The following is a 21,280-nucleotide window of genomic DNA, read 5'->3' as shown; positions in this document are numbered from 1 at the left end:
CGGTTCGACAAGAAATATCGATTTATTGACAAATAATAACATTACGAATAAAAGAAGACTGTTCCAAAATGGAACAGTCTTTCCCTCTTACTCTGCACCTTCCGCAGTTGCAATATTATCCTCTAAATTTTCTCTTGATAATTCAGCCGCCATAAAATCTACTGTTTCTGGAAGTGCTAAATGCATATGAGCTTTTTGACAAATTTGGATCGTACAGTTTTCTACAACATAGTCGAAAACATGTCCGCCCCCGCTTCTTTCATCATCAATGTAATGTAAGTGGAATCCAGCTACCCCAATACCTTGTGCGTAATCTGGTGTCCAAAATCCAGCAAGCGTACCTTCTGTATTTTCAAATGAAAAGATTGGTTGCGATTTCGTCACTTCAACGAGTGGTGTATACGGTTTTTCTTGTCTTGGAACAGTTCTCGTTCTTACTTCATGGAACGTACCGTCCATTCGAATAGCGTAAAATAAGTTTTTACTTGGCATTAATTCATGTAATAACGCTTCAACTTCTTCACGATTCATCGGACGCTCTACCGTATAACTCATTTCTTTTTCAAAAAACGTTACAGTTGCAAATGGCGTTGTTTCTTCTGGCTCTACTTTTTCCGCTGAACCGTCTGAACGTAAATGATAAAATCCATTATCAAATGCAATCATTTCACCGTCTAATTGATCAAATGTGCCGATGCCGAAATCACCATGTTTTTTCAAATCTTCAAAGCTAATCACACCATCATATATACCATCTAATAGCGCAAGCATTGTAGATGTTTGATATACTTCATTACTCATTTTCGTTTTTTTTGCATCAATATCAATTAATTGCGCAACAGTCATCTCAAATCTGCCTCCATTAGTTTAATTGGTTTGGTAATAATTTTTCGCTTAATTTAATGTTGTCACGATAATCGATTGGAATATCAATAATGACAGGGCCGTCTGCTGCTAATGCTTCTTTTAATACCCCTTCTAATTCATCAGGCGTGTTAACACGAAGACCTAACGCCCCGAAACTTTCCGCATATTTCACAAGATCAACATCGCCAAACTCTGTAGCTGATGTTCTGCCGTATTTCATCATTTGTTGGAATGCAACCATATCATATGTGCCGTCTCTCCAAACAAGATGGACGATTGGAGAATTTAAACGTACCGCCGTTTCTAACTCCATCGCTGAGAATAAGAAACCACCGTCACCTGATACGGAAACTACTTTTTTACCTGGTTCTACTAAAGTAGCTGCGATTGCCCAAGGAAGTGCAACACCTAACGTTTGCATGCCGTTACTAAATAATAATCTACGTGGTTCATAAGAACGGAAACATCTCGCCATCCAAATAGAATGGGAACCGATGTCACATGTAACAGTTGTATCGTCACTAATTAAAGAACGAAGTGTACGAATCACTTGAAGTGGATGCGTAACACCTTCTGCAGGACGATTTGGAACTTCTGCTTGTTCTGATAATTTTGCGCGTAATCGTTCTAATACCGCTTCTGATTTCGTACTTAATACAAGTTTCGGTAATTTCTCCGCGATGCTATTTACCGTTAAGGCAATATCACCAATTAATTCACGCTCTGGTTGGTAATCATGGTCAATATCTGCTTGATGGTCGTCAAGATGAATAATCGTTCTGTCGCCAAGTTTATTCCAGAACTTTGGATCATACTCGATTGGATCATAACCGATAGAAATAACAAGGTCTGCTTCTTCTAGTAAAATATCACCTGGTTGGTTACGGAATAATCCAACGCGGCCGAAGAAATGATCTTCTAACTCACGTGAAATCGCACCAGCTGCTTGATATGTTTCAACGACAGGAAGTTCTGTATCCGCAATTAATTTACGAACAGCTTTCGTCACTTCATTTGTGCTCGCTCTCATACCGAGTAAAATAACTGGTAATTTCGCTGATTTTATTTTTTCTACTACATATGTAATATCATTTGTGGGAGCGATTCCAAGCTGTGGCTTAGAAAGCGCACCGATAGACTCTACAGTTGTTTCCGCAGTCATAACGTCTTGCGGAAGACTTACTAAAGTAGCTCCCGGATTTGTGGAAGTCGCACTTCGAAATGCATTACTAAGTGCTTCTGGCACATTATCAGGATGCTCTACTTCTACGCTATATTTTGTGATTGGTTCGAATAGTGCAGCATTATCCATAGATTGATGCGTACGTTTTAATCGATCCGTACGCGGTACTGCACCAGCTAAAGCAACAACGGGATCACTCTCCGCATTCGCAGTAACAAGACCTGTCGCTAAATTTGATGTCCCTGGTCCTGAAGTTACAAGACATACGCCCGGTTTCCCTGTTAATCTACCAATAGCAGCTGCCATAAATGCTGCATTTTGTTCATGACGACAAACGATTAACTCTGGTCCTCTTTCTTGCAATACATCAAATACAGAGTCAATCTTTGCTCCTGGAATACCGAAAACATGTGTAACACCTTGTTTAATTAAACAATCAACAACAAGATCTGCTCCTTTTGTTTTTGTCTTCACGTCGTTTACTTTTACACCTGTACTCAAACTAATCATTCCTTTGTTTCATAATTTGTGTAATAAAGATTTTTAATTTCACCTAGTTAATTAATGTGGTGAAGTATCATTTATCATTATATTACAAATGCATTATTTTTCCAACAATATGAATTCGATATTATTTTGACAAGATTTAAAGAATGCGCTTACAACATTTTGTTTATCTTAAAATGACATTTTTATATCTCTTCTAAAAATGTACAAAAATACTTCCACCTATTCACATTATTAACAAATTTATAGTACCTTGCAAAGAACAATAGCAAATGATATATTTGTAAATAATGGAATAACCATTATTTGTAATTCCATTTACGATTAATATACACCCTTCAAAAGGTAGATACAGATTGTGCTGTTTAGAAAGAAGATAGGACTCTCAGCTGTAATTTATCATTTTATAAAGGAAAGTGATTGTTATGAACAAAAGTGGATTTTTGGAACAACTTAGTTCCTCTCTGCAGAATATGCCTAATTCAGAAAAGAAGGATATTATCTCGGAGTACGAAACTCATTTTATTAGTGGTAAACAAGATGGAATATCTGAAGAGGAAATTTCTAAAAAACTAGGAAACCCTAAAACTATCGCTAAAGAACTTAACGTTTCATATGCAATAAGCAACGCTGACAATAGGCGCAGCCTAAAAAACATTATGACAGCACTGTTTTCTGTTATGAGCTTAAGTGTTTTAAACTTTATCTGTATCATTATCGCCTTTTTCGTATTACTCTTTCTATTACCACTTCTTCTAGCACTTATAATTGCTACACCGTTATTAATTATTTCACCTATATTATTAATAGGGTTAGGATTCTTTAAAGGGTTTCATCAAATCAGTTATTCTGATGTTTACAATGTATTCATAGCTTTTTGCATCGGCTTACTAATATCCGTCATATCTTATCAAATGATAAAACATATATACTCACTTTTAGTTAAGTATTTAAAATGGAATTTAGCTATTTTACAAAGATACTAATGAATGTAAAAGGAGATTACTATGAAAAAATATATTTTATATCCACTCATGTTACTTACAATGTTATTTCTATCAGCTTGTTCAAACAGTGTACAGCCTAAGGAAAAAAATGATGTACAATCTATCAAAGATGTTGCTATTAAAGTTCCAGAAAATATATTTAGTTCCTCAAAGAAAAATGAAACTATTAATGAAGACGAAATGAAACAAAATATAAAAAATTATATAGATTATAGTTGGGAGTTATCTGAAAATATTATCCCTCTCGCTTCAACAAATTCTGATAAGAGTTTCACAGAATCTGACCGAGAAAAATTACAAAAACTAATTGATTTAGCGAAGCAAAACGATATGAATTTCCATGAGTTTATTAGTAATAATAATTTACCTAATGATTATAAAAAACCTTCAAAAGAAATCTATGAATTTATGTCATCATCTACGGATATTTTCGTAGAGCTAGATCAAGAATTAGACAAACTCGCCCAAGATGGTAACTTATTCAAGGCCAATTTTTCTTTTACAAAGCGCTTTGAGAAAATAAATGGGAGGAAACAAAAAGAGATTGAAAAGTTTTTGAACGAAAAAAATATTAAAACTTCAATTAACAGCAATAAAAAAAATTAACCGATGTGTTACATATCCCTTTCAAAATAATCAATAAGAAATGGCTATTTTGAAAGGGAGTTTTTGTGATATAACTATTAAATTCCCTAAACAAAAAAGACGCTCCTAAACTAGGAGCGTCTTCCACTATTACGCTTGTTGTTGCGCGCTATATAATTCTTCAAGTGGCTTCATGATAATTTTGTTAACGTCACCGATTACAACGTTTAGGCGTTGCTCAGTTTCCATTAATTTTGTAATTTTAGCATCTTGTTGAATGCGAGCTACAACTTCTTGTGCTTGTTGGTTGTCTTCTTCAGTGATTTCTTGGCCTTGCATCATTTTTTGTTGTAGGCTAAGTTGCATTGTACGGAACTCATCGAATAAGTTCTTTGAAGCTGTGTCAGCTTGAACTGCTGCGTAGCTCTCTTTTAAAGTTTTGAAGTCTTCGTTTTCAGCGATTGCTTTTTGTAATTCATATGCAACATCATGAATGTTCTTTGTCATTTTATTTTTCCTCCTTTAGAAGGCTAGCGCTTTTCACTCGCACTGCCTTTTACGTGCATTTACATACGCACCTCTTCTTACCATATCAAACTATGCAAGAGATGTGAAGAAATTTCACTTTTATTTCTATGTACTCACCTTATTATCTAAGAAACAATAGTAACAATCCTTGTACGAGCCCGATCATTCCGCCTAATAACGCTCCTAAATACGTAATCATTTTTAATTCGTTTTTCGTAATAGACAGAACTAAGTCTTCTAATCTTTCTGTTGAGAATGTAGACACTTCTTGCTGGACAATTTCCGCAAGGTGTAGATTGTTTAGTATACTCTCTACGTTTTCTGTTCCCCACTTTAAGCCTTTCGTTACTGCACTTGGAACCACTTTTTCAATAATTGTTTCTCGAACTGGTTCACATACTTGCTGAACAGATTGATTTAAAAACTTACTCACTGTTTCCTCTACTTTAACTGCTGACAGCACGGAGCTTACAATCATTTCTTTCTCTACAAATGCTTCTAATTCTTTTACATCTCTTCCTTTTAACTTTTCCCACTCTTTTTGCAGTACGTCAGTTAAAAGCTGCTTTGTAGCATCTTGCCCTAAAAACTTAATAACTTCTGGCTGCACACGATCCACAACACTTACATTTCCTAAAAACATCCCAACTAAGTTAAGTAGCGTTCCACGAGAAGCAAAGAAATCATCAATCATTTTTGAAAGACGCGCTTTCCCTTCTTCACTTTCAAAAAAGCTAATTCCTCGCTCTAAAATAAACGCCGAGGCATTCGGAATCGCATTCTCTATCTTTTCATGTACAGAATGAGGTAAAGCCTGTTCCCATGTATATGTATAATACTCTGCTAAAAATGCATGAATTTTTTCTGTAATCACATGTTCGATTTTTCGAGTCGCTTCTTCTTCTACATGCGCTACATTCCATTTCTCTAACATATATCGCAGTGATTGTTCATTCGTAATTACTTTATCCACTTCCACTTGCGCCCAGTGAATTAAACCTTTTTGAAACTCTTCATTTGTTAGCTTTTTTCCGATTCCTTCTGGTGTTAACAAATGTTCTACAACCATTTTTCCTAATTGAACAGCAAGTTCATCACGCCGCTTCGGAATTAACCCTGGTGTAAATGGAACTTGAAACTTTCCGATATAAATAGGACGATGAGGACGAAATAACATTTTTATCGCTAAATGATTCGTATATCCCCCAATAATTGCTCCGAGTCCTGTCGTCGTTAGCATATTTAACCATATATTCATTACAATCAACCTTTCACTTCTCCAAAACTATAGCATATCATCATACGGACAAAAGTATAATGGTATAAAAACGTATTTGCAATATATAGCTTCGCCTATTATGCAAATAGTAGTAAAGGAGTGATTTCGTTGGTTCTCGGCCTTTTAACTTCTAAACTTCATTATGAGCAAACGTATTACACCGAAATCGCTAAACGCGCTCGGCTTTATCATAATGTCGTTGCCCAGTTTACGCCATTTTGTATTGATCCTAAAACAGACCTTGTTTCTGGTCTTATTTACGATACAGATACAGGAAAATGGAAAAAGCAAACATTCCCTATTCCTTCTTATATATATGATCGTTATTCTTTTCAAGAGGAAACAGACTTTGAAAAAGTAAAATCAATTATTCACTCTTTGCACAATCGTCCTTCCACTACCTTTTTAAATAACACACTTATTAATTCAAGTGAACTACATGATTTATTTCTCACTAATAAAAAACTGTCTCCTTATATACCAAAATTTGAAATTGCGACGATACAAAACATTTTCAAACTGTTGTTAAAAACTAAAGATATTATTATACGCCCCACTAATATACATTCTAAAGATAACTTATATCGAGTCGCTTACAAAAATAAAACGTTTCAGATCGATACAGTAAATGAAAAATACCATACTTCTATTCCAATCAAACGCACAGACGAATTTATATCTTGGTGTAAATCTAACATACGTTCATCACGTTACATAGCGCACACTATGCTACAACCACCAAATCAATTAACATATCCACTGCACATTCGAACCATTTTGCAAAAAAACAAAGAACAAACTTGGAATGTTATCGGTCAATTTATACAAAAAAGCTCATTTCCTAATCAGCTTTTACCCTCAACAACGGACGATGATTCATTACATTCATTTTCAAAAATTAAATACGTACTATCTAGTACAGGTGTGCAACTATTGCACGACGCTTTACACGACATTATAAATGAAGTATTCCAAACACTAGATCAGTCTTATTCTTCGTTATTTGAACTAGAACTTTCCACAATTATGGATCAAAAAGGTGCAATCTGGCTTATGTATGTCAACACGATCCCTCCTTACGAACAATACATTCGTCATAGTGATTCATTAGCTGAAAAGATATTTCACGGACCACTTAAATTCAGTCGCTTTACACCATAATGAAAGGAGGTAAACCTATTTTGAAAGAACATATATATACATTAAATATTTCAGATGAACATCCAAATAGCATTACTTTACCTTACGTTTTTTCTATTACACCACCTATTACATCCCTCTCCTTCGGCATACGTCATATAGCAAGTGAAGAAGTAAAAATTCATTATTCCTTTACTCGCGAAATTATTATCGGAAAGCATATTGCCGAAAAACTTTTACTGCCTCAATCAACTACTATTCATGCATTCACACAAAACCAAACGATTATTTTCGGACCATTGATCGGCATTTTCACAACTGGCTTTAACGATGATTCTTCTAATCCTTTAGGAAATCGTTCAATTGCTCTCAGTGAGTTGTTAACACCACCATTCTCATTACGACCGTTCGTATTCGTCTTTGGCGTTCAACATATAAACTGGGAAGAAGAAACAATTGAAGGATATTTCTTTCGAGAGAAACAATGGATAAAGAAAAAGGTTCCTTTACCAAACGTCATTTACGATCGACTACCGAATCGACAAGCGGAAAATTACAAACCAATTGTCAGAGCAAAAAGAAAATTAGAACAAGACTACTCCATTCCATGGTTTAACCCAGGGTTTTTCAATAAATGGGCAGTTCATCAACTTCTTATGAAAGACGAATCAATTAAACCCTTATTACCAAATACAGAAGCATTTCAGCATTTCGAACAAGTAGAACGGTTTCTTGGCACATATAAATCAGTGTACATGAAACCAATACACGGGAGCTTTGGTAGAAATATTCATCAAATATTTTATTCTCAAACAGAGAATTGCTACTACTGTCGTTATCGCGAAAATGAAGAAAACAAACTGAGAAAGTATCAATCATTAGAAACTCTTCTAAACCATGTACTAAAAGGGCATGATTTAAAAAAGTTTATCGTACAGCAAGGTATTTCGTTACTTCGCTTTGATGGTCAACCTGTTGATTTCCGCATTCATACAAATAAAAATCATTTCGGTAATTGGATAGTTAGTGCAATCGTCGCCAAAATCGCCGGCAAAGGCAGTTTAACAACGCATGTAAATAGCGGCGGTAATACAAAATTGCTACAAGAGCTTTTTCCAGATTCAACGAAGCAAGTTCAAATTGAAAATAAATTAAAACAAACAGCTCTGCAAATAAGTTATGCACTCGACGAGCAAGTAACTGGAAACATCGGTGAGATTGGTTTCGATATCGGTTTAGACACAAAGGAAAATCCGTGGTTATTTGAAGCCAACTCTAAACCTGGGCGAACTGTATTCCAAGATGCCAAATTAAAAGAACAAAGTGAACTGACACGCCAGTTATTTTACGAATATGCCATCTACTTAACTGAACATTCTTTACGTGATGCAAAGGAAAAAATGTCCCAAATAAAATCCGGGACTTCATCAAACACCGAATGTATCCCTTCTCCTATGATTCACTCACAAATGCAAAAACAAAAACTTCCACCTAGATAATAAGGTGGAAGTTTTCTATTTACACAAGTTTTACTACAACCTCAGTTTCCACATTACATACTCCGCAATAAAAAATATGATTGCAATATTCATTTGAATTATTATGCGTTAAACCATCTACTGCACTTAATAATTCTTGATCCATATAGGCACTATAATCGTCTATGTAATCTACAGACTTCCCATAATCTTGGAGTATACTTTGGCAATTTTGACAAGAATATGTTTGTGATTCTAATGCGTTGCAAAGCGGGCAAATCCCCATCATGATTCCTCCATACTTTATCGTTTAAAGCCTCTCTTTTTTAGAGTGAAGAGAGCAACCTATCCAGACATAGGAGTGCCCACTCCATCCCTACTTAAAAATAGAACTATAAAGTTGCTACCGATTTCATTTTTATTTCAATAAATCATAAATAAGAAGCTAATAATTAGCCTACAAGTAGCAGGCTACAATGAGAAAATTATATTTAATATCCTCCTTAGTTTGGCCTGTTTTCTTAAAAATACAACGATTACTCTTATTTCATAATTTACGAAATCAATAAGTTTTTTTACAAAATTTACAAATTATTATTTTGTATATCTTTCTAGGTAACATCCATACTATGAGTACAAACTTAATTACCGATGGATTAGCGCCAATCGGGGCGATAATCTGGTTCAACTCCAGCTAGTCCAACCAAAAAAACTTTTATAACTCTAAGGAGGATATATTCCTATGGCAAACCAAAATTCTTCAAATCAATTAGTAGTACCAGGTGCAACAGCTGCAATCGATCAAATGAAGTACGAAATCGCTCAAGAATTTGGTGTACAATTAGGAGCAGATTCTACGGCTCGCGCTAACGGTTCAGTTGGTGGAGAAATCACAAAACGTCTAGTTGCAATGGCTGAGCAAAGCCTTGGCGGATTCCACAAATAAATATATATGGCAAAAAGGTCTCAAGGCATATGCCTTGAGACCTTCCTTAATTTATTGCAACATTTGTAAAAACTTCTTCGTACGTTCTTCTTTTGGATTTGTAAATACTTCTTCTGGTGTACCTTGTTCGACAACGACACCACCATCCATGAAAATAACACGGTTCGCAATTTGATGTGCAAAACGCATTTCGTGCGTTACAATAACCATCGTCATGCCTTCTTTAGCAAGTTCTTTCATTACTTTCAGAACTTCTTGAACGAGTTCAGGATCAAGCGCTGATGTCGGTTCATCAAATAGTAACACTTCCGGCTCCATCGCAAGCGCACGCGCAATTCCAACGCGCTGTTGTTGTCCGCCTGATAATTGGAACGGATATAAATCCACTTTATCTGCTAAACCAACTTTTTCAAGGAAATAGTGTGCTTTTTTCTTTGCTTCTTCTTTCCCCATCTTTTTCACTGTAACGAGCCCTTCCATTACATTTTGAAGTGCTGTTAAATGCGGGAATAAATTATGGTGCTGGAATACCATACCTGTTTGCGTACGAAGATTAACAATATCTTTCTTCGTTACTTTTTGAGAGAAGTTAAGCTCTTTATTACCGATACGAATATTACCAGCGTTTGGTGTTTCTAATACATTGAGACAACGTAAGAATGTCGTTTTACCAGATCCAGACGGCCCAATAATAACAACAACCTCGCCCTTCTCAACTGTTAAATCTATATGCTTTAGTACGGTATTATCTCCGAAACTTTTTTGTAAGTGCTGAATTGAAATCATAAAAACAAAAACTCCTTTTGTAAAAGGATTATTTTAATGTGTAGCGTTCTGAACGCTTTTCTAACATCTGTTGTACGATTGATAATAAGAAACAAATAACCCAATAAATAAGACCTGCTTCAAAATAAACAATTAAAAACTCGTAGTTCATCGCCGCAATTTCCTGCGCTTTTCGGAACATTTCTGTTACTAAAATTAACGATGCTAACGAAGTATCCTTCACTAAGCTAATAAATGTATTCGAAAGCGGCGGGATTGATACGCGCGTTGCTTGTGGTAAAATAACACGTTTTAATGCTTGTGGATATGTCATCCCAATTGTATAAGCTGCTTCCCACTGCCCTTTCGGAATGGAAAGGATAGAAGCACGAATAATTTCAGATGCATATGCACCGACATTTAATGAAAATCCAACAACTGCTGCTGTATATGGCTCAACTTCAATATTAAGAGTTGGAAGTCCATAGAAAATAATAAATAATTGTACAAGAAGTGGCGTTCCGCGAATGATAGATACATAGATACGAGCAATCCATTGTAAAATACGACTACCAGAAATACGTGCGAGCGCTGTTAACGTCGCAAGTATAATCCCGATAATAAATGTAATAAGCGTTAATGGAATTGTTGTAAAAACAGCTTCCTTCAGCATAGGCATGAAGGAAGTCTGCATAATATCTATCCAAGTAGACAATCGATCTGAAACTAATGCACTACTTAGATACATTTTCACCGAACCATTTTTTCATTATTTTGTCATACGTACCGTCTTTTTTCATATCTTCTAACGCTTTATCTACTTCTTGTACAAGCTTAGTGCTACCTTTACGGAATAAGAATCCACTTTCTGAAGCTTCTTTTTCAGTATCTACAATTTTAATTTTTGCATCTTTTTTCGTTTCTAAATAATTTAATACTGATAACTTATCATTAATTGTAAAATCAACGCGTCCTGAAGCTAATAATTCTGCCGCTTGGCTAAATCCTTCTACACCAATAATTTCCGCACCGTTTTTCTTAGCAATATCTGCATAGTTACTCGTTAAAGATTGTGCTCCTTTTAAACCTTTTACATCAGCAAATGTAGCAGGCTTATCTTTATCTTTTGCAATAACTAATGCCGCTGAAGATGAAACGTACGGTTTAGAGAAATCATATTTCTTTTGACGGTCTTCACGAATACCAACTTCGTTTGCAACCATATCGAAACGTTTTGCATCTAAACCAGCAAGTAAGCTATCCCATTGTGTTTCTTTAAATACAGGTTTTACACCTAAACGTTTTGCAACTTCTTCTGATAGTTCAACGTCAAATCCAGTTAATTTATTGCTTGAATCATGGAATGTGAACGGTGCGTATGTACCTTCTGTTCCAATTACAAGTTCACCGCTTTGTTTTATCTTTTGTAACGCGTCTTGACTAGCTGTATCTTTTTTCTCTTCTTTACCGCAGCCGGCTACAATCCCGATCGCTAATGTAGTTACTGCAAGCACTGAAAATAATTTCTTCATGATAGTAATCCTCCAAGTATTCTGATAGGAATTTAAAAACTATATTGATTGTATGCAATCTTGAACAATTTTTCAATGAAAATGTTCTTATTTAGTTTATCCTTTTTCTTCATAATCAAACAAAAGGGAAAAATAACGCTACATACAAAAAATAAGTAACATTTTTTAATATAGCATTAATTGTAGGAAAGGTAAAATAATACTTCTTATTTAACTGCCCTGATTCACTAAAAAAAGAACTTGTGAAAATCACAAGTTCTCTCCCATACCTATTAAGCGCTCTGGTTCCCTTCCATTTGCGTTTTGTACATATCATAATAACGCCCGCGCTTTTTCATTAGCTCATCATGAGACCCTTTTTCTAAAATGGTTCCTCTATCAAGCACAATAATTTGATCTGCGCTTTTAATTGTTGAAAGTCGGTGAGCGATAATAAATGTCGTTCTTCCTTTTTTCACAACTTCTAGCGCTTGTTGAATCATCGCCTCTGTTTCTGTATCGATACTAGATGTCGCTTCATCTAAAATTAAAATGGCTGGGTCAAAAGCGAGCGCCCTAGCAAACGATATAAGCTGACGTTCTCCGGTTGAAAGAGTACTTCCTTTCTCCGTAATTTCTTCATTTATATTGTTCGCAAATCTTTCAGCACCAACATCACGCAATGCTTTTACGATGCGCTCTTTTGAAATTTTTTCATTTTCTAAACTTACATTAGATGCTACTGTTCCGCTAAATAAAAACGGATCTTGCAGTACAATTCCCATATGTTCACGAGTTGCTTGTTTCGGCATCTCTTTTACATCATGACCATCAATCGTAAGCTTTCCTTTTTCAAACTCGTAAAACTGAAAGAGTACGTTCATAATAGAACTTTTTCCTGATCCAGTATGACCGACAAGTGCCACGGTCTCCCCTTGTTTCGCTTCAAAAGAAATATTTTTTAACACTTCATCTTTCCCATTATAAGAAAACGATACATTATCAAACTTCACATTTCCTTGTAAGCGAGGCATACGCTCTTCTTCTACTGCTTCTCCTTTTTCCTCTAACAATTCAAAAACACGCTCTGATGCAACACGCGATTGTTCTAAGTTAGCAAGCTGATTCACCATATTTGTAATCGGTGAGAACAATCGTGTTAAATAATCAACGAACGCATACAGTATCCCTAGAGAAATGACGCCTGTAGCACTTAATGAAGCGCCACCGAAATACCAAATCACACCTGTGAAAGCGATATTTCTTAATACGGATACTAAATTATGAGAAGTTGCTGCATTTAAATTCAAAATTTTATTTTGATACTTAAAATAATCGCCATTTAATTCTTCAAACTCTTTTTTCGTTTCACGCTCTTGACGGAACGCTTGAATAATTGGCATCCCTTGAATGGATTCATTTACTGTTCCGTTAATATCAGATAAACGAGAGCGCATTTTATGATTGTATACAGACGCGTATTTTCTATAAAGAATCGCCCAAACAATTAAAATTGGGATAATTAATAAACATAATGAAGCGAGCTTCACATCTAATAAAAATAGCGCAGCAAATATCCCAATAATATAGATGATACTAGAAACGAATGTTGCCAACACCGTTACATATAAATCACGAATGGCCTCTGTATCATTCGTCACACGCGAAACAATTTTCCCCGCCGGTAAATGATCAAAGTACCGAATTGGCAACGTTTGAATATGAGAAAAAACATCTTCCCTCATAATTTGAATAATTTTGTTCGCTGCCTTTTGCAAGAAGAACTGCTTTCCGTATGCAAATAATGATACGACTACTAATAAAGCAAAATAGCCACCACCAAGTAATAATAGACGGTTTATTTCTGGCTTATAAAATGCAAATACTTCTTCCTTTGTTAATGCTTTCGCTTTATAAACTTGCACCGCCTTACCATTTTGAACGGTAATCATATCCCCTTTTACAGTACGTGATCCTTCTACATTTACTTTATTCGGTACAAAATAATATTGAAAACCGACTTGCATCACGCGTACTTCTTTTCCTTTTTTCTCGCCTTGTTCAAAGCGATCACTTCGCTTATAAAAAGCCCCATTATACGAAACAGCATCTTCACTCTGTTCTGTTTCATACCAAGGTTTCTCTATCCCGACGATATGATCGTCAATCATCGTTTTAGCGACGAAAGGACCAGCAAGCTCTGCGATGACGAAAATAAATAACATTAACATAGCAGCAAAAATCGTCCCTTTCACTTTCATCGCGTATTGAAACAATCGTTTTGAAACGCTCATATTTTCACCCCACTATCCGCACTTTCACTTTCACCTTGTTGTCTTTCAAACTGTTCAGCATACCAGCCTCCGCTCTGGATAAGCTGAGCATGCGTACCTTCTTCTATAACTGCGCCTTCATCCATAACGAGAATCCAATCCGCATGTTGCACTGCAGATAAACGATGCGTCGTAATAATCGTCGTCTTTCCGCTTCTTTCCGTTCTTATATTTTCAATGATCGCTGCTTCCGTACGAGCATCTACAGCTGATAAAGAATCATCCAAAATTAAAATTTCTGGATTTTGAATAACAGCTCTTGCAATCGAGATCCTTTGTTTTTGCCCTCCTGATAAAGAAACACCTTTCTCTCCAACGAGCGTTTCTAACCCTTCTGGTAAAAACTCTAAATCCTTTTTAAACGCAGCAATTTCAATTGCTTTCTCTAGTTCTTCTTCAGTCGCTTCCCTATTTCCGAATAAAATATTTTCTCGCGCTGTTTTTGAGAACAAAATATGCTCCTGCGGTACATAACCAATCCAGCCGAGTACATTTTCATTCGTCATTTTATCTAATGTCACATCAGAAACTGCAATATCTCCATCTCCAAGTGGATATTGACGAAGAAGCTGACGTACAAGCGTCGTTTTCCCGCTTCCTGTTTTTCCGACAACCCCTAGCGTTTCTCCTTGCTTTAATGTGAAAGAAACCTTTTTTAAATTTTCTTCAGTTGATGAAGGATATGAAAAGGTAACATCATCAAACTGAATATAATCCGGCTCTTGTACAAGCTTTGGATGTTTCGGATTCTTTACATCTGGCTCATACGCTAACGTTTCATTCACACGGTCAAGCGAAGCATTTCCTCTTTGCATAACATTAATTAATTCACCAATTGCAAACATCGGCCAAATCATCATCCCTAAATACACGTTAAATGAAACAAGTTCACCAAGTGTTACCTTTGATTGAAATACAAGATATGCCCCGTACACTAAACCGATTAAATAACTAAGGCCAACAAGCATTTTCACAGTTGGTTGGAATAATGCGTCAATTCTCGCTACTTTCATATTTTTTTCGTAGACGTCATCTCCTAAGTGATGAAATCTTTCCTCGTCTGCATTCTCTTGTACGTATGCACGAATAACACGCACGCCAGCGATTGATTCAAGCACTTTATCGTTCATATCACCAAACGCATCTTGCGCAACGGTAAATCTTTCATGCAATTTCTTTCCATATATATTCATCGCATACGCCATAATTGGAAGCGGAATAAGCGCTGCAAATGTAAGCTCCCAACTAATTGTAAATCCCATCATAAAAACGATCGTAAGCATGTATAAACTAGAATCCACAAGCGTTAATATACCAAAACCAGCTGTCATAGCGATTGCTTTTAAATCATTCGTTGCCCTCGCCATTAAGTCGCCAGTACGATTTTTTTGATAAAAAGTCGGCGTCATCTTAAGTAAATGCCCCATAAATTTAGAGCGCATCGTTTTCTCAAGTACAAATGCACCTCCAAACAATTGATGTTGCCATACGAAAGTAAGACCATACCCAACGATTGTAACCCCTATTAAAATAAGAATAGATTGCATAATTGCTTCGTTCGATAACGTTCCTGTTTTTATATTATCTATCGTAACCCCTAACACTTTCGGGGGAATAACTTCAACTATATTCACAATTAAAAGAGCTCCAATGGCAATACTATATCTCTTCCAGTGCTCCCTAAAAAACCATTTTAACTTTAGTAATACTGATAACAATGTAACCTCTCCCTTCTCGTTCTCGTTTACCTCTCATTTCTTTATCCACTATCCAGACCCATCACATTTACATTTCGTAACCCATACAATCTCATCACATTTTTCCACCTTCCAAAGTTTTTTATCGGAACTAAACAAGGGAAAATAAACAAAAAAAAGCATACCGCCGCTTGACGATATGCACAGGAATGCATAAAAAGCGTACGTTACGATATACGCAACGTACGCTTTTTATAAGACAAAGATGCCCTATATATCCGTACGGGTTGCGTAATGATATGAATGTTTTCTGCCATTTAACAGAGCTAAGCCCATTACATTTACGATTACAATCATTACGCACACCCCCTTCATTTATTTTCCATTTATAATCTTACAACTTTATTGAGTATTCTGTCAATTATTTTTTCACACTTCAAATAAAAATATATGATACACCATTTTGAAATAAGGGAATGTTCTGTAAGAAAGGGCATACAAAATAAAAAAAGAATAAGAAATCGTTTTCACAAACATTTCATTTGAAAAATGTTATCAAACCCCCTACAATCACCTTATACTCACTCTTACAAGTTGCTATTTTAGGAGGACTAATCATGACAACTAGCAATACGTACAAATTTTATTTAAACGGAGAATGGAGAGAAAGCTCTTCAGGAGAAACAATCGAAATTCCATCTCCATACTTACACGAAGTAATTGGACAAGTACAAGCAATTACTCGCGGAGAAGTGGATGAAGCAATTGCATCTGCAAAAGAAGCTCAAAAATCATGGGCTGAAGCTTCCCTACAAGATCGCGCAAAATACTTATATAAATGGGCTGATGAGCTCGTAAATATGCAGGATGAAATTGCCGATATCATTATGAAAGAAGTCGGTAAAGGATATAAAGATGCGAAGAAAGAAGTTGTTCGTACAGCTGACTTCATTCGTTACACGATCGAAGAAGCTTTACATATGCACGGAGAAAGCATGATGGGCGATAGCTTCCCGGGCGGTACAAAATCTAAACTTGCGATTATCCAACGCGCACCACTTGGTGTTGTATTAGCAATCGCACCATTTAACTACCCAGTAAACTTATCTGCTGCAAAACTTGCACCAGCATTAATTATGGGTAACGCTGTTATTTTCAAACCAGCAACTCAAGGTGCAATTAGTGGTATTAAAATGGTTGAAGCACTTCACAAAGCTGGCCTTCCAAAAGGTCTTGTAAACGTAGCTACAGGACGCGGTTCTGTAATTGGTGACTACTTAGTAGAGCACGAAGGCATCAATATGGTATCGTTCACAGGTGGTACAAACACAGGTAAACATTTAGCGAAAAAAGCTTCAATGATTCCACTTGTATTAGAACTTGGTGGTAAAGATCCTGGTATCGTTCGTGAAGATGCTGACTTACAAGATGCTGCAAACCATATCGTAAGCGGTGCATTCTCTTACTCTGGTCAACGTTGTACAGCTATTAAACGTGTACTTGTACACGAAAACGTAGCGGACGAGCTTGTTAGCTTATTAAAAGCGCAAGTAGCTGAACTATCAGTTGGATCTCCAGAACAAGACAGCACAATCGTTCCATTAATTGACGACAAATCTGCTGACTTCGTTCAAGGTTTAGTTGACGACGCTGTTGAAAAAGGTGCTACGATCGTTATCGGTAACAAACGTGAGCGTAACTTAATTTACCCAACATTAATCGATCACGTAACAGAAGAGATGAAAGTTGCTTGGGAAGAGCCATTCGGTCCAATCCTTCCAATCATCCGTGTTTCTTCAGATGAACAGGCAATTGAAATTGCTAACAAATCAGAATTCGGTCTGCAAGCAAGTGTCTTCACTAAAGACATTAACAAAGCATTTGCAATTGCTAACAAAATCGAAACTGGTTCTGTACAAATTAACGGACGCACAGAGCGTGGCCCTGACCATTTCCCATTCATCGGTGTAAAAGGTTCAGGTATGGGCGCACAAGGTATTCGTAAGAGCCTTGAGTCTATGACACGTGAAAAAGTAACTGTATTAAACTTAGTTTAATCTTATAAAAAGAAGCTGATCTATAAATAGATCAGCTTCTTTTCTATATAAATACTTCCGAAAAACGGAGTATTTCGTTCTACTTCCGATTTGGTTTTCCAAATCGAACTAAAACATGCCATAATAATTTTAATTCCTGAAGCACTTCTTCATAAGTTCCACGATCACTCCAAGATAATGGATTGCGCTTCAAATCCACTACAGCAGAGCCAATTATATTTGCATCGATGCAATGATTCCGTGCAATGCGTCTTGCTAAAGATGGCATTTTTGAACCTCTAAAATCCATTGGAACTTCGTCTACCGCAAGTACAAAACCGATGTGCCAATACAAATCAATCGCATACTTCAGGCAAATTTCTTCTAAAACTTTTCCTACATCCGTACCCTTAAATGAAGGATCTGCAACAAGCGCCTCCACGTCTTCTTTAAGAGAAATCTCTCCATGAATCTGCGCTTCAATATAATGATTAAGATTACGGGCTGGCTCTTTGCTTACTAAATCTATAAACGGCCTTTTCAGGTTAGCTAGTAAATGATTAATTAATATTGTTGGCGTCAAATTCCCTTCACCAATTACAAAATCTCTTACGAATGTCTCTTCCAAAAGAGCAGCTAAAATCATATCAAACTCCTCATAAGTCCCCTTTTCTTTCGGATCTTGATGCGAATCTAAATATGTATATGTAGAGCGCGAAGAAACTTTTGGAGATAAGAGAAAATAACATGAACCAAAACGCGGAGCCGGCCCATCTGGATGTAACATTAAATTTAGCGCTCCGTATTTTGGCCGTTGATCATTCGTTACGCCTTCTAATTGATATGCCCCTCCAAATATTCTCTTTTCCCAAAGGTCACGTTCACCACCAGGATAAGCAGATACGCTTCCATTAGATAGCAATGTTTCAAACTGACTTTTATATACTCCTTGCTCAAACAGTGCTTCAGCAACACTTTTCATATTCGAATCTAGTCTGTCTGGATGAAAGTGTAAAGCAATCCTTGCATGAGATTTTAAATTAGCGACAGCTTCTTCAAATATTTCATCTGTAATATTAGACATTTTAAGTATATGATTAATCGTTGCTTTAGCCCCACGTTTTTCGTTCTCTGCATATTTTGAAATATACTCTAAAGCAAATAATTGAGATCTTAATAATTCCATAATCCAATCTCCCCTTTAATTGAACTGCCCTTAAACACTTCAATTAAAAGCTTATTCTTTCCTTCTTATGAAACGAACCTCATTTATTTAAAAAAGTAATTTACTAAATCTTAATTATGTATACACGCATTTTTCATAGGCAAATGTACACATTCTACAGAAATTTGATACCCTAGCCATCGCTCAGCAATATGTTCAAATGATAAAACAGATCCCGTTGTAAAAAAGCGATGCTTCGGATTCAGATTGTCAGACAAAATTCCTTTGTGCTGTAAAATGGTACTTAACTCTATCGCTGTTTCTTCTGCAGAACTAATAATCGTTACATCTTCTCCTAACTCGCTTTTAATCACAAACTCTTCTCTATAATCTGATTATTACTATATCCATTGACGGATAAAAATTCATTTGTTACTCTTAAAGACGTTAATTTAATATTTAAATCCTCATTCGTATCTCGGTGAGGTAGAGGTTGCAATCATTAAGAGTATCATTTCAGGAGATGTAGTGGCATTGATGAAGGAATGAGAAAGGAATGGTTGCCGAAGTAAGTCGTGTCCACCATGCACGCTTGCTGGGTCTGCATTTAATAAGTGCAGAACTGTCACAAACGTTTCGTTTGTGGAGAGCTATCGAGAGGTATGTCGTGGGTTTCTTATAAGATAGAAAGCATGTAGCGGCAAATTACGTGCTTTTTTTGTTTTGTTTGGGACTTCTCTTCCTGATTCAGGAAGACATACATATCTCCTCGCTTGACTTGGTTATACTAACTTTGGAGGTATTTTTCTATGCAACAAAAAAAATGGGGCTTTTGGGTACTAACAGCTTTCGTTGTCGGTAACATGGTTGGCGCTGGTATTTTCATGGTACCAAGTACGTTGGCACAAACAGCAAGCCCACTCGGTGTCACTTTAGCTTGGTTAACCACAGGGTTTGGTGTTTTAATGCTAGCTCTTGTTTTCGGTAATTTAGCAATTCGTCGTCCTGATTTAACGACAGGGCCACAAAGTCATGCATATGCTTTATTCTCAACACCAAAAAAGAAAAAAATGGCTGGCTTCAGTATGGTATGGGGATATTGGGTTGCAAACTGGGCAAGTAACGTTGCCATCATTACATCATTTGCGGGATATTTATCACTCTTCTTCCCAATTATGAAAGATACGCGACTACTATTTTCAATCGGCTCGTTTAACGTAGAAGTCGGAAAACTAATTACATTTACGATTTGTTCCATCTTACTTTGGGGAACTCATATTATATTAACAAACGGTGTAAGCGGAGCTGGAAAACTAAACTTCTTAGCAACAACAACGAAAGTAACTGGATTCCTTTTATTCATCGTCGTTACGTTATTTGCATTCGAAGCTTCTAAGTTTGGACAATGGTACACACCGATGATTGATAAATCAGGTGCATCACATGGTCTTCTTTCACAAGTAAATTTAGCTGCTCTTACAACGCTTTGGGCGTTTATCGGAATTGAATCAGCCGTTCTTTTATCAAACCGTGCTGTTTCTCCAAAAACGGTAAAACGTGCAACAGTTGCGGGATTACTTATTACAGTTGCGATTTACTTAGGAATTACAATTTTAACAATGGGTGTACTTCACGTTGATAAATTACAAGCTTCTGAACGTCCATTAGCAGATGCACTAAATGCTGCAATGGGTCACGGCGGCGGGAAACTGATGGCATTACTTGCTCTTACTTCCCTGTTCGGTTCTATCTTAGGCTGGATTTTATTAAGCTCAGAAGTACCTTATCAAGCAGCAAAAGAAGGTTTCTTCCCTTCCTTCTTCACGAAAACAAATAAAAAAGGAAGTCCAATTTACTCATTACGATTAACAAACATTATGTCGCAAGTATTCCTATTCTCAACATTATCAGGAACCATTGCGGAAGCTTATACATTCGTTATTACCGTATCAACACTGGCCTACCTCATTCCATATCTCGTTTCACCAATCTTCCAGTTAAAACTAGTCGCAACTGGTGAAACATATAAAAATGAAATGCGGGCAAGAATTACAGATGGCATAGTCGCAGTTATCGCACTTTGCTACGCACTATGGGTTATTAAAACTGGCGCATCCGATATAAAAACGTTCCTTCTCGGAATTGGTTTATTCGTAATTGGATTTGCTTTCTATCCATTAATGAATCGTGATCAGAAAAAAAATAACGAAAAGAAAAACGGGCAAGTTGCATAACGCAATTTGCTCGTTTTTT

18 protein-coding genes, 1 pseudogene and 1 riboswitch are annotated in these 21,280 nt (G+C 36.3%); of the genes and pseudogenes, 7 read left to right on the top strand and 12 right to left on the bottom strand.

Features of this window, described 5'->3' with window-relative positions; all coding sequences use genetic code 11:
• Positions 1-87: 87 nt before the first annotated feature.
• Together alsD and alsS are read right to left on the bottom strand one after the other, a co-directional pair.
• On the bottom strand, positions 88-846 hold the full coding sequence (gene alsD, locus N2V80_RS04460) for an alpha-acetolactate decarboxylase (RefSeq protein ID WP_061654723.1): 759 nt from the start codon (positions 844-846) through the stop codon (positions 88-90).
• 16 nt (positions 847-862) lie between these two features.
• Positions 863-2,551 (bottom strand): acetolactate synthase AlsS, encoded by a 1,689-nt coding sequence (gene alsS / locus N2V80_RS04455; protein WP_000103546.1) that lies wholly within the window; start codon positions 2,549-2,551, stop codon positions 863-865.
• A gap of 431 nt (positions 2,552-2,982) precedes the next feature.
• Here alsS and N2V80_RS04450 point away from each other — a divergent pair, with 431 nt between their 5' ends.
• Both N2V80_RS04450 and N2V80_RS04445 read left to right on the top strand, forming a co-directional pair.
• Positions 2,983-3,543, top strand: coding sequence for an HAAS signaling domain-containing protein (locus N2V80_RS04450; RefSeq protein WP_001043093.1), 561 nt, complete (start codon positions 2,983-2,985; stop codon positions 3,541-3,543).
• Positions 3,544-3,564: 21 nt separating this feature from the next.
• On the top strand, positions 3,565-4,170 hold the full coding sequence (locus N2V80_RS04445) for an NDxxF motif lipoprotein (protein WP_000760033.1): 606 nt from the start codon (positions 3,565-3,567) through the stop codon (positions 4,168-4,170).
• A 129-nt stretch (positions 4,171-4,299) separates the two neighbouring features.
• Here N2V80_RS04445 and N2V80_RS04440 read toward each other — a convergent pair whose 3' ends face one another.
• Together N2V80_RS04440 and N2V80_RS04435 are read right to left on the bottom strand one after the other, a co-directional pair.
• Positions 4,300-4,656, bottom strand: a complete 357-nt coding sequence (locus N2V80_RS04440) for a YlbF/YmcA family competence regulator (RefSeq protein ID WP_000164614.1) — start codon at positions 4,654-4,656, stop codon at positions 4,300-4,302.
• A gap of 142 nt (positions 4,657-4,798) precedes the next feature.
• The gene (locus N2V80_RS04435) at positions 4,799-5,935 is read right to left on the bottom strand and encodes a DUF445 domain-containing protein (RefSeq protein ID WP_001985918.1); all 1,137 of its coding nucleotides are present in this window, start codon (positions 5,933-5,935) and stop codon (positions 4,799-4,801) included.
• A 129-nt stretch (positions 5,936-6,064) separates the two neighbouring features.
• Between N2V80_RS04435 and N2V80_RS04430 the strand changes: the two genes are divergently transcribed.
• Positions 6,065-7,117, top strand: a complete 1,053-nt coding sequence (locus tag N2V80_RS04430) for a YheC/YheD family endospore coat-associated protein (RefSeq protein WP_000242813.1) — start codon at positions 6,065-6,067, stop codon at positions 7,115-7,117.
• A 20-nt stretch (positions 7,118-7,137) separates the two neighbouring features.
• Positions 7,138-8,595, top strand: coding sequence for a YheC/YheD family endospore coat-associated protein (locus tag N2V80_RS04425; protein WP_061654724.1), 1,458 nt, complete (start codon positions 7,138-7,140; stop codon positions 8,593-8,595).
• A 19-nt stretch (positions 8,596-8,614) separates the two neighbouring features.
• Here the strand turns inward: N2V80_RS04425 and N2V80_RS04420 are convergent, their stop codons facing one another.
• On the bottom strand, positions 8,615-8,860 hold the full coding sequence (locus N2V80_RS04420; RefSeq protein WP_000510474.1) for a hypothetical protein: 246 nt from the start codon (positions 8,858-8,860) through the stop codon (positions 8,615-8,617).
• A 456-nt stretch (positions 8,861-9,316) separates the two neighbouring features.
• Between N2V80_RS04420 and sasP the strand changes: the two genes are divergently transcribed.
• Positions 9,317-9,520: a small acid-soluble spore protein, SasP family gene (sasP, locus tag N2V80_RS04415; protein ID WP_000013338.1), complete on the top strand. Its 204-nt coding sequence runs from the start codon at positions 9,317-9,319 to the stop codon at positions 9,518-9,520.
• Positions 9,521-9,571: 51 nt separating this feature from the next.
• On the opposite strand, the gene N2V80_RS04410 is transcribed toward sasP, so the two are convergent.
• The 5 genes from N2V80_RS04410 to N2V80_RS04390 all read right to left on the bottom strand — a co-directional run bounded on the left by N2V80_RS04410 (position 9,572) and on the right by N2V80_RS04390 (position 15,847).
• Positions 9,572-10,306 carry an amino acid ABC transporter ATP-binding protein gene (locus N2V80_RS04410; RefSeq protein WP_000623608.1) on the bottom strand — a complete coding sequence of 245 codons (735 nt, stop codon included), beginning with the start codon at positions 10,304-10,306 and terminating at the stop codon, positions 9,572-9,574.
• A gap of 28 nt (positions 10,307-10,334) precedes the next feature.
• The gene (locus N2V80_RS04405; RefSeq protein WP_000281499.1) at positions 10,335-11,033 is read right to left on the bottom strand and encodes an amino acid ABC transporter permease; all 699 of its coding nucleotides are present in this window, start codon (positions 11,031-11,033) and stop codon (positions 10,335-10,337) included.
• On the bottom strand, positions 11,020-11,817 hold the full coding sequence (locus N2V80_RS04400; RefSeq protein ID WP_061654725.1) for an amino acid ABC transporter substrate-binding protein: 798 nt from the start codon (positions 11,815-11,817) through the stop codon (positions 11,020-11,022). The genes N2V80_RS04405 and N2V80_RS04400 overlap by 14 nt, the downstream gene beginning before the upstream one ends.
• A gap of 272 nt (positions 11,818-12,089) precedes the next feature.
• Complete coding sequence (locus N2V80_RS04395) at positions 12,090-14,090, bottom strand: ABC transporter ATP-binding protein (protein WP_000116648.1); 2,001 nt, start codon at positions 14,088-14,090, stop codon at positions 12,090-12,092.
• Positions 14,087-15,847 (bottom strand): ABC transporter ATP-binding protein, encoded by a 1,761-nt coding sequence (locus N2V80_RS04390; protein ID WP_061654726.1) that lies wholly within the window; start codon positions 15,845-15,847, stop codon positions 14,087-14,089. Before N2V80_RS04390 ends, N2V80_RS04395 begins: the two co-directional genes overlap by 4 nt.
• Positions 15,848-16,443: 596 nt before the next feature.
• On the opposite strand from N2V80_RS04390, the gene gapN reads away from it, so the two are divergent.
• Entirely contained in the window at positions 16,444-17,883 is a 1,440-nt protein-coding gene (gene gapN / locus N2V80_RS04385; RefSeq protein WP_000213634.1) for an NADP-dependent glyceraldehyde-3-phosphate dehydrogenase, read from the top strand.
• 79 nt (positions 17,884-17,962) lie between these two features.
• Here gapN and N2V80_RS04380 read toward each other — a convergent pair whose 3' ends face one another.
• Positions 17,963-19,048, bottom strand: a complete 1,086-nt coding sequence (locus tag N2V80_RS04380; RefSeq protein WP_061654727.1) for a DUF3626 domain-containing protein — start codon at positions 19,046-19,048, stop codon at positions 17,963-17,965.
• 110 nt (positions 19,049-19,158) lie between these two features.
• Positions 19,159-19,407 (bottom strand): annotated as a pseudogene (locus N2V80_RS04375) (glutamate racemase); the annotation flags it as partial.
• 99 nt (positions 19,408-19,506) lie between these two features.
• A riboswitch (Lysine riboswitch) is annotated at positions 19,507-19,688 on the top strand.
• 148 nt (positions 19,689-19,836) lie between these two features.
• On the opposite strand from N2V80_RS04375, the gene N2V80_RS04370 reads away from it, so the two are divergent.
• Positions 19,837-21,261, top strand: a complete 1,425-nt coding sequence (locus N2V80_RS04370) for an amino acid permease (protein ID WP_001186301.1) — start codon at positions 19,837-19,839, stop codon at positions 21,259-21,261.
• Positions 21,262-21,280: the final 19 nt, after the last annotated feature.

The organism is Bacillus sp. FSL W8-0640 (assembly GCF_038007725.1).
Lineage (GTDB): Bacteria > Bacillota > Bacilli > Bacillales > Bacillaceae_G > Bacillus_A > Bacillus_A cereus.
Note: the sequence above shows the minus strand (reverse complement) of the source record. Positions and strands in the feature narration are given on the sequence as shown.

Excerpts from the sequence above, each read along its gene's own strand:
- N2V80_RS04400 (WP_061654725.1), bottom strand. The coding sequence starts at position 11,817 with ATGAAGAAATTATTTTCAGTGCTTGCAGTAACTACATTAGCGATCGGG.
- N2V80_RS04405 (WP_000281499.1), bottom strand. The coding sequence starts at position 11,033 with ATGTATCTAAGTAGTGCATTAGTTTCAGATCGATTGTCTACTTGGATA.
- N2V80_RS04440 (WP_000164614.1), bottom strand. The coding sequence starts at position 4,656 with ATGACAAAGAACATTCATGATGTTGCATATGAATTACAAAAAGCAATC.
- alsD (WP_061654723.1), bottom strand. The coding sequence starts at position 846 with ATGACTGTTGCGCAATTAATTGATATTGATGCAAAAAAAACGAAAATG.
- sasP (WP_000013338.1), top strand. The coding sequence starts at position 9,317 with ATGGCAAACCAAAATTCTTCAAATCAATTAGTAGTACCAGGTGCAACA.
- N2V80_RS04435 (WP_001985918.1), bottom strand. The coding sequence starts at position 5,935 with ATGAATATATGGTTAAATATGCTAACGACGACAGGACTCGGAGCAATT.
- N2V80_RS04420 (WP_000510474.1), bottom strand. The coding sequence starts at position 8,860 with ATGGGGATTTGCCCGCTTTGCAACGCATTAGAATCACAAACATATTCT.
- gapN (WP_000213634.1), top strand. The coding sequence starts at position 16,444 with ATGACAACTAGCAATACGTACAAATTTTATTTAAACGGAGAATGGAGA.
- N2V80_RS04410 (WP_000623608.1), bottom strand. The coding sequence starts at position 10,306 with ATGATTTCAATTCAGCACTTACAAAAAAGTTTCGGAGATAATACCGTA.
- N2V80_RS04395 (WP_000116648.1), bottom strand. The coding sequence starts at position 14,090 with ATGAGCGTTTCAAAACGATTGTTTCAATACGCGATGAAAGTGAAAGGG.
- N2V80_RS04370 (WP_001186301.1), top strand. The coding sequence starts at position 19,837 with ATGCAACAAAAAAAATGGGGCTTTTGGGTACTAACAGCTTTCGTTGTC.
- N2V80_RS04380 (WP_061654727.1), bottom strand. The coding sequence starts at position 19,048 with ATGGAATTATTAAGATCTCAATTATTTGCTTTAGAGTATATTTCAAAA.
- N2V80_RS04445 (WP_000760033.1), top strand. The coding sequence starts at position 3,565 with ATGAAAAAATATATTTTATATCCACTCATGTTACTTACAATGTTATTT.
- N2V80_RS04450 (WP_001043093.1), top strand. The coding sequence starts at position 2,983 with ATGAACAAAAGTGGATTTTTGGAACAACTTAGTTCCTCTCTGCAGAAT.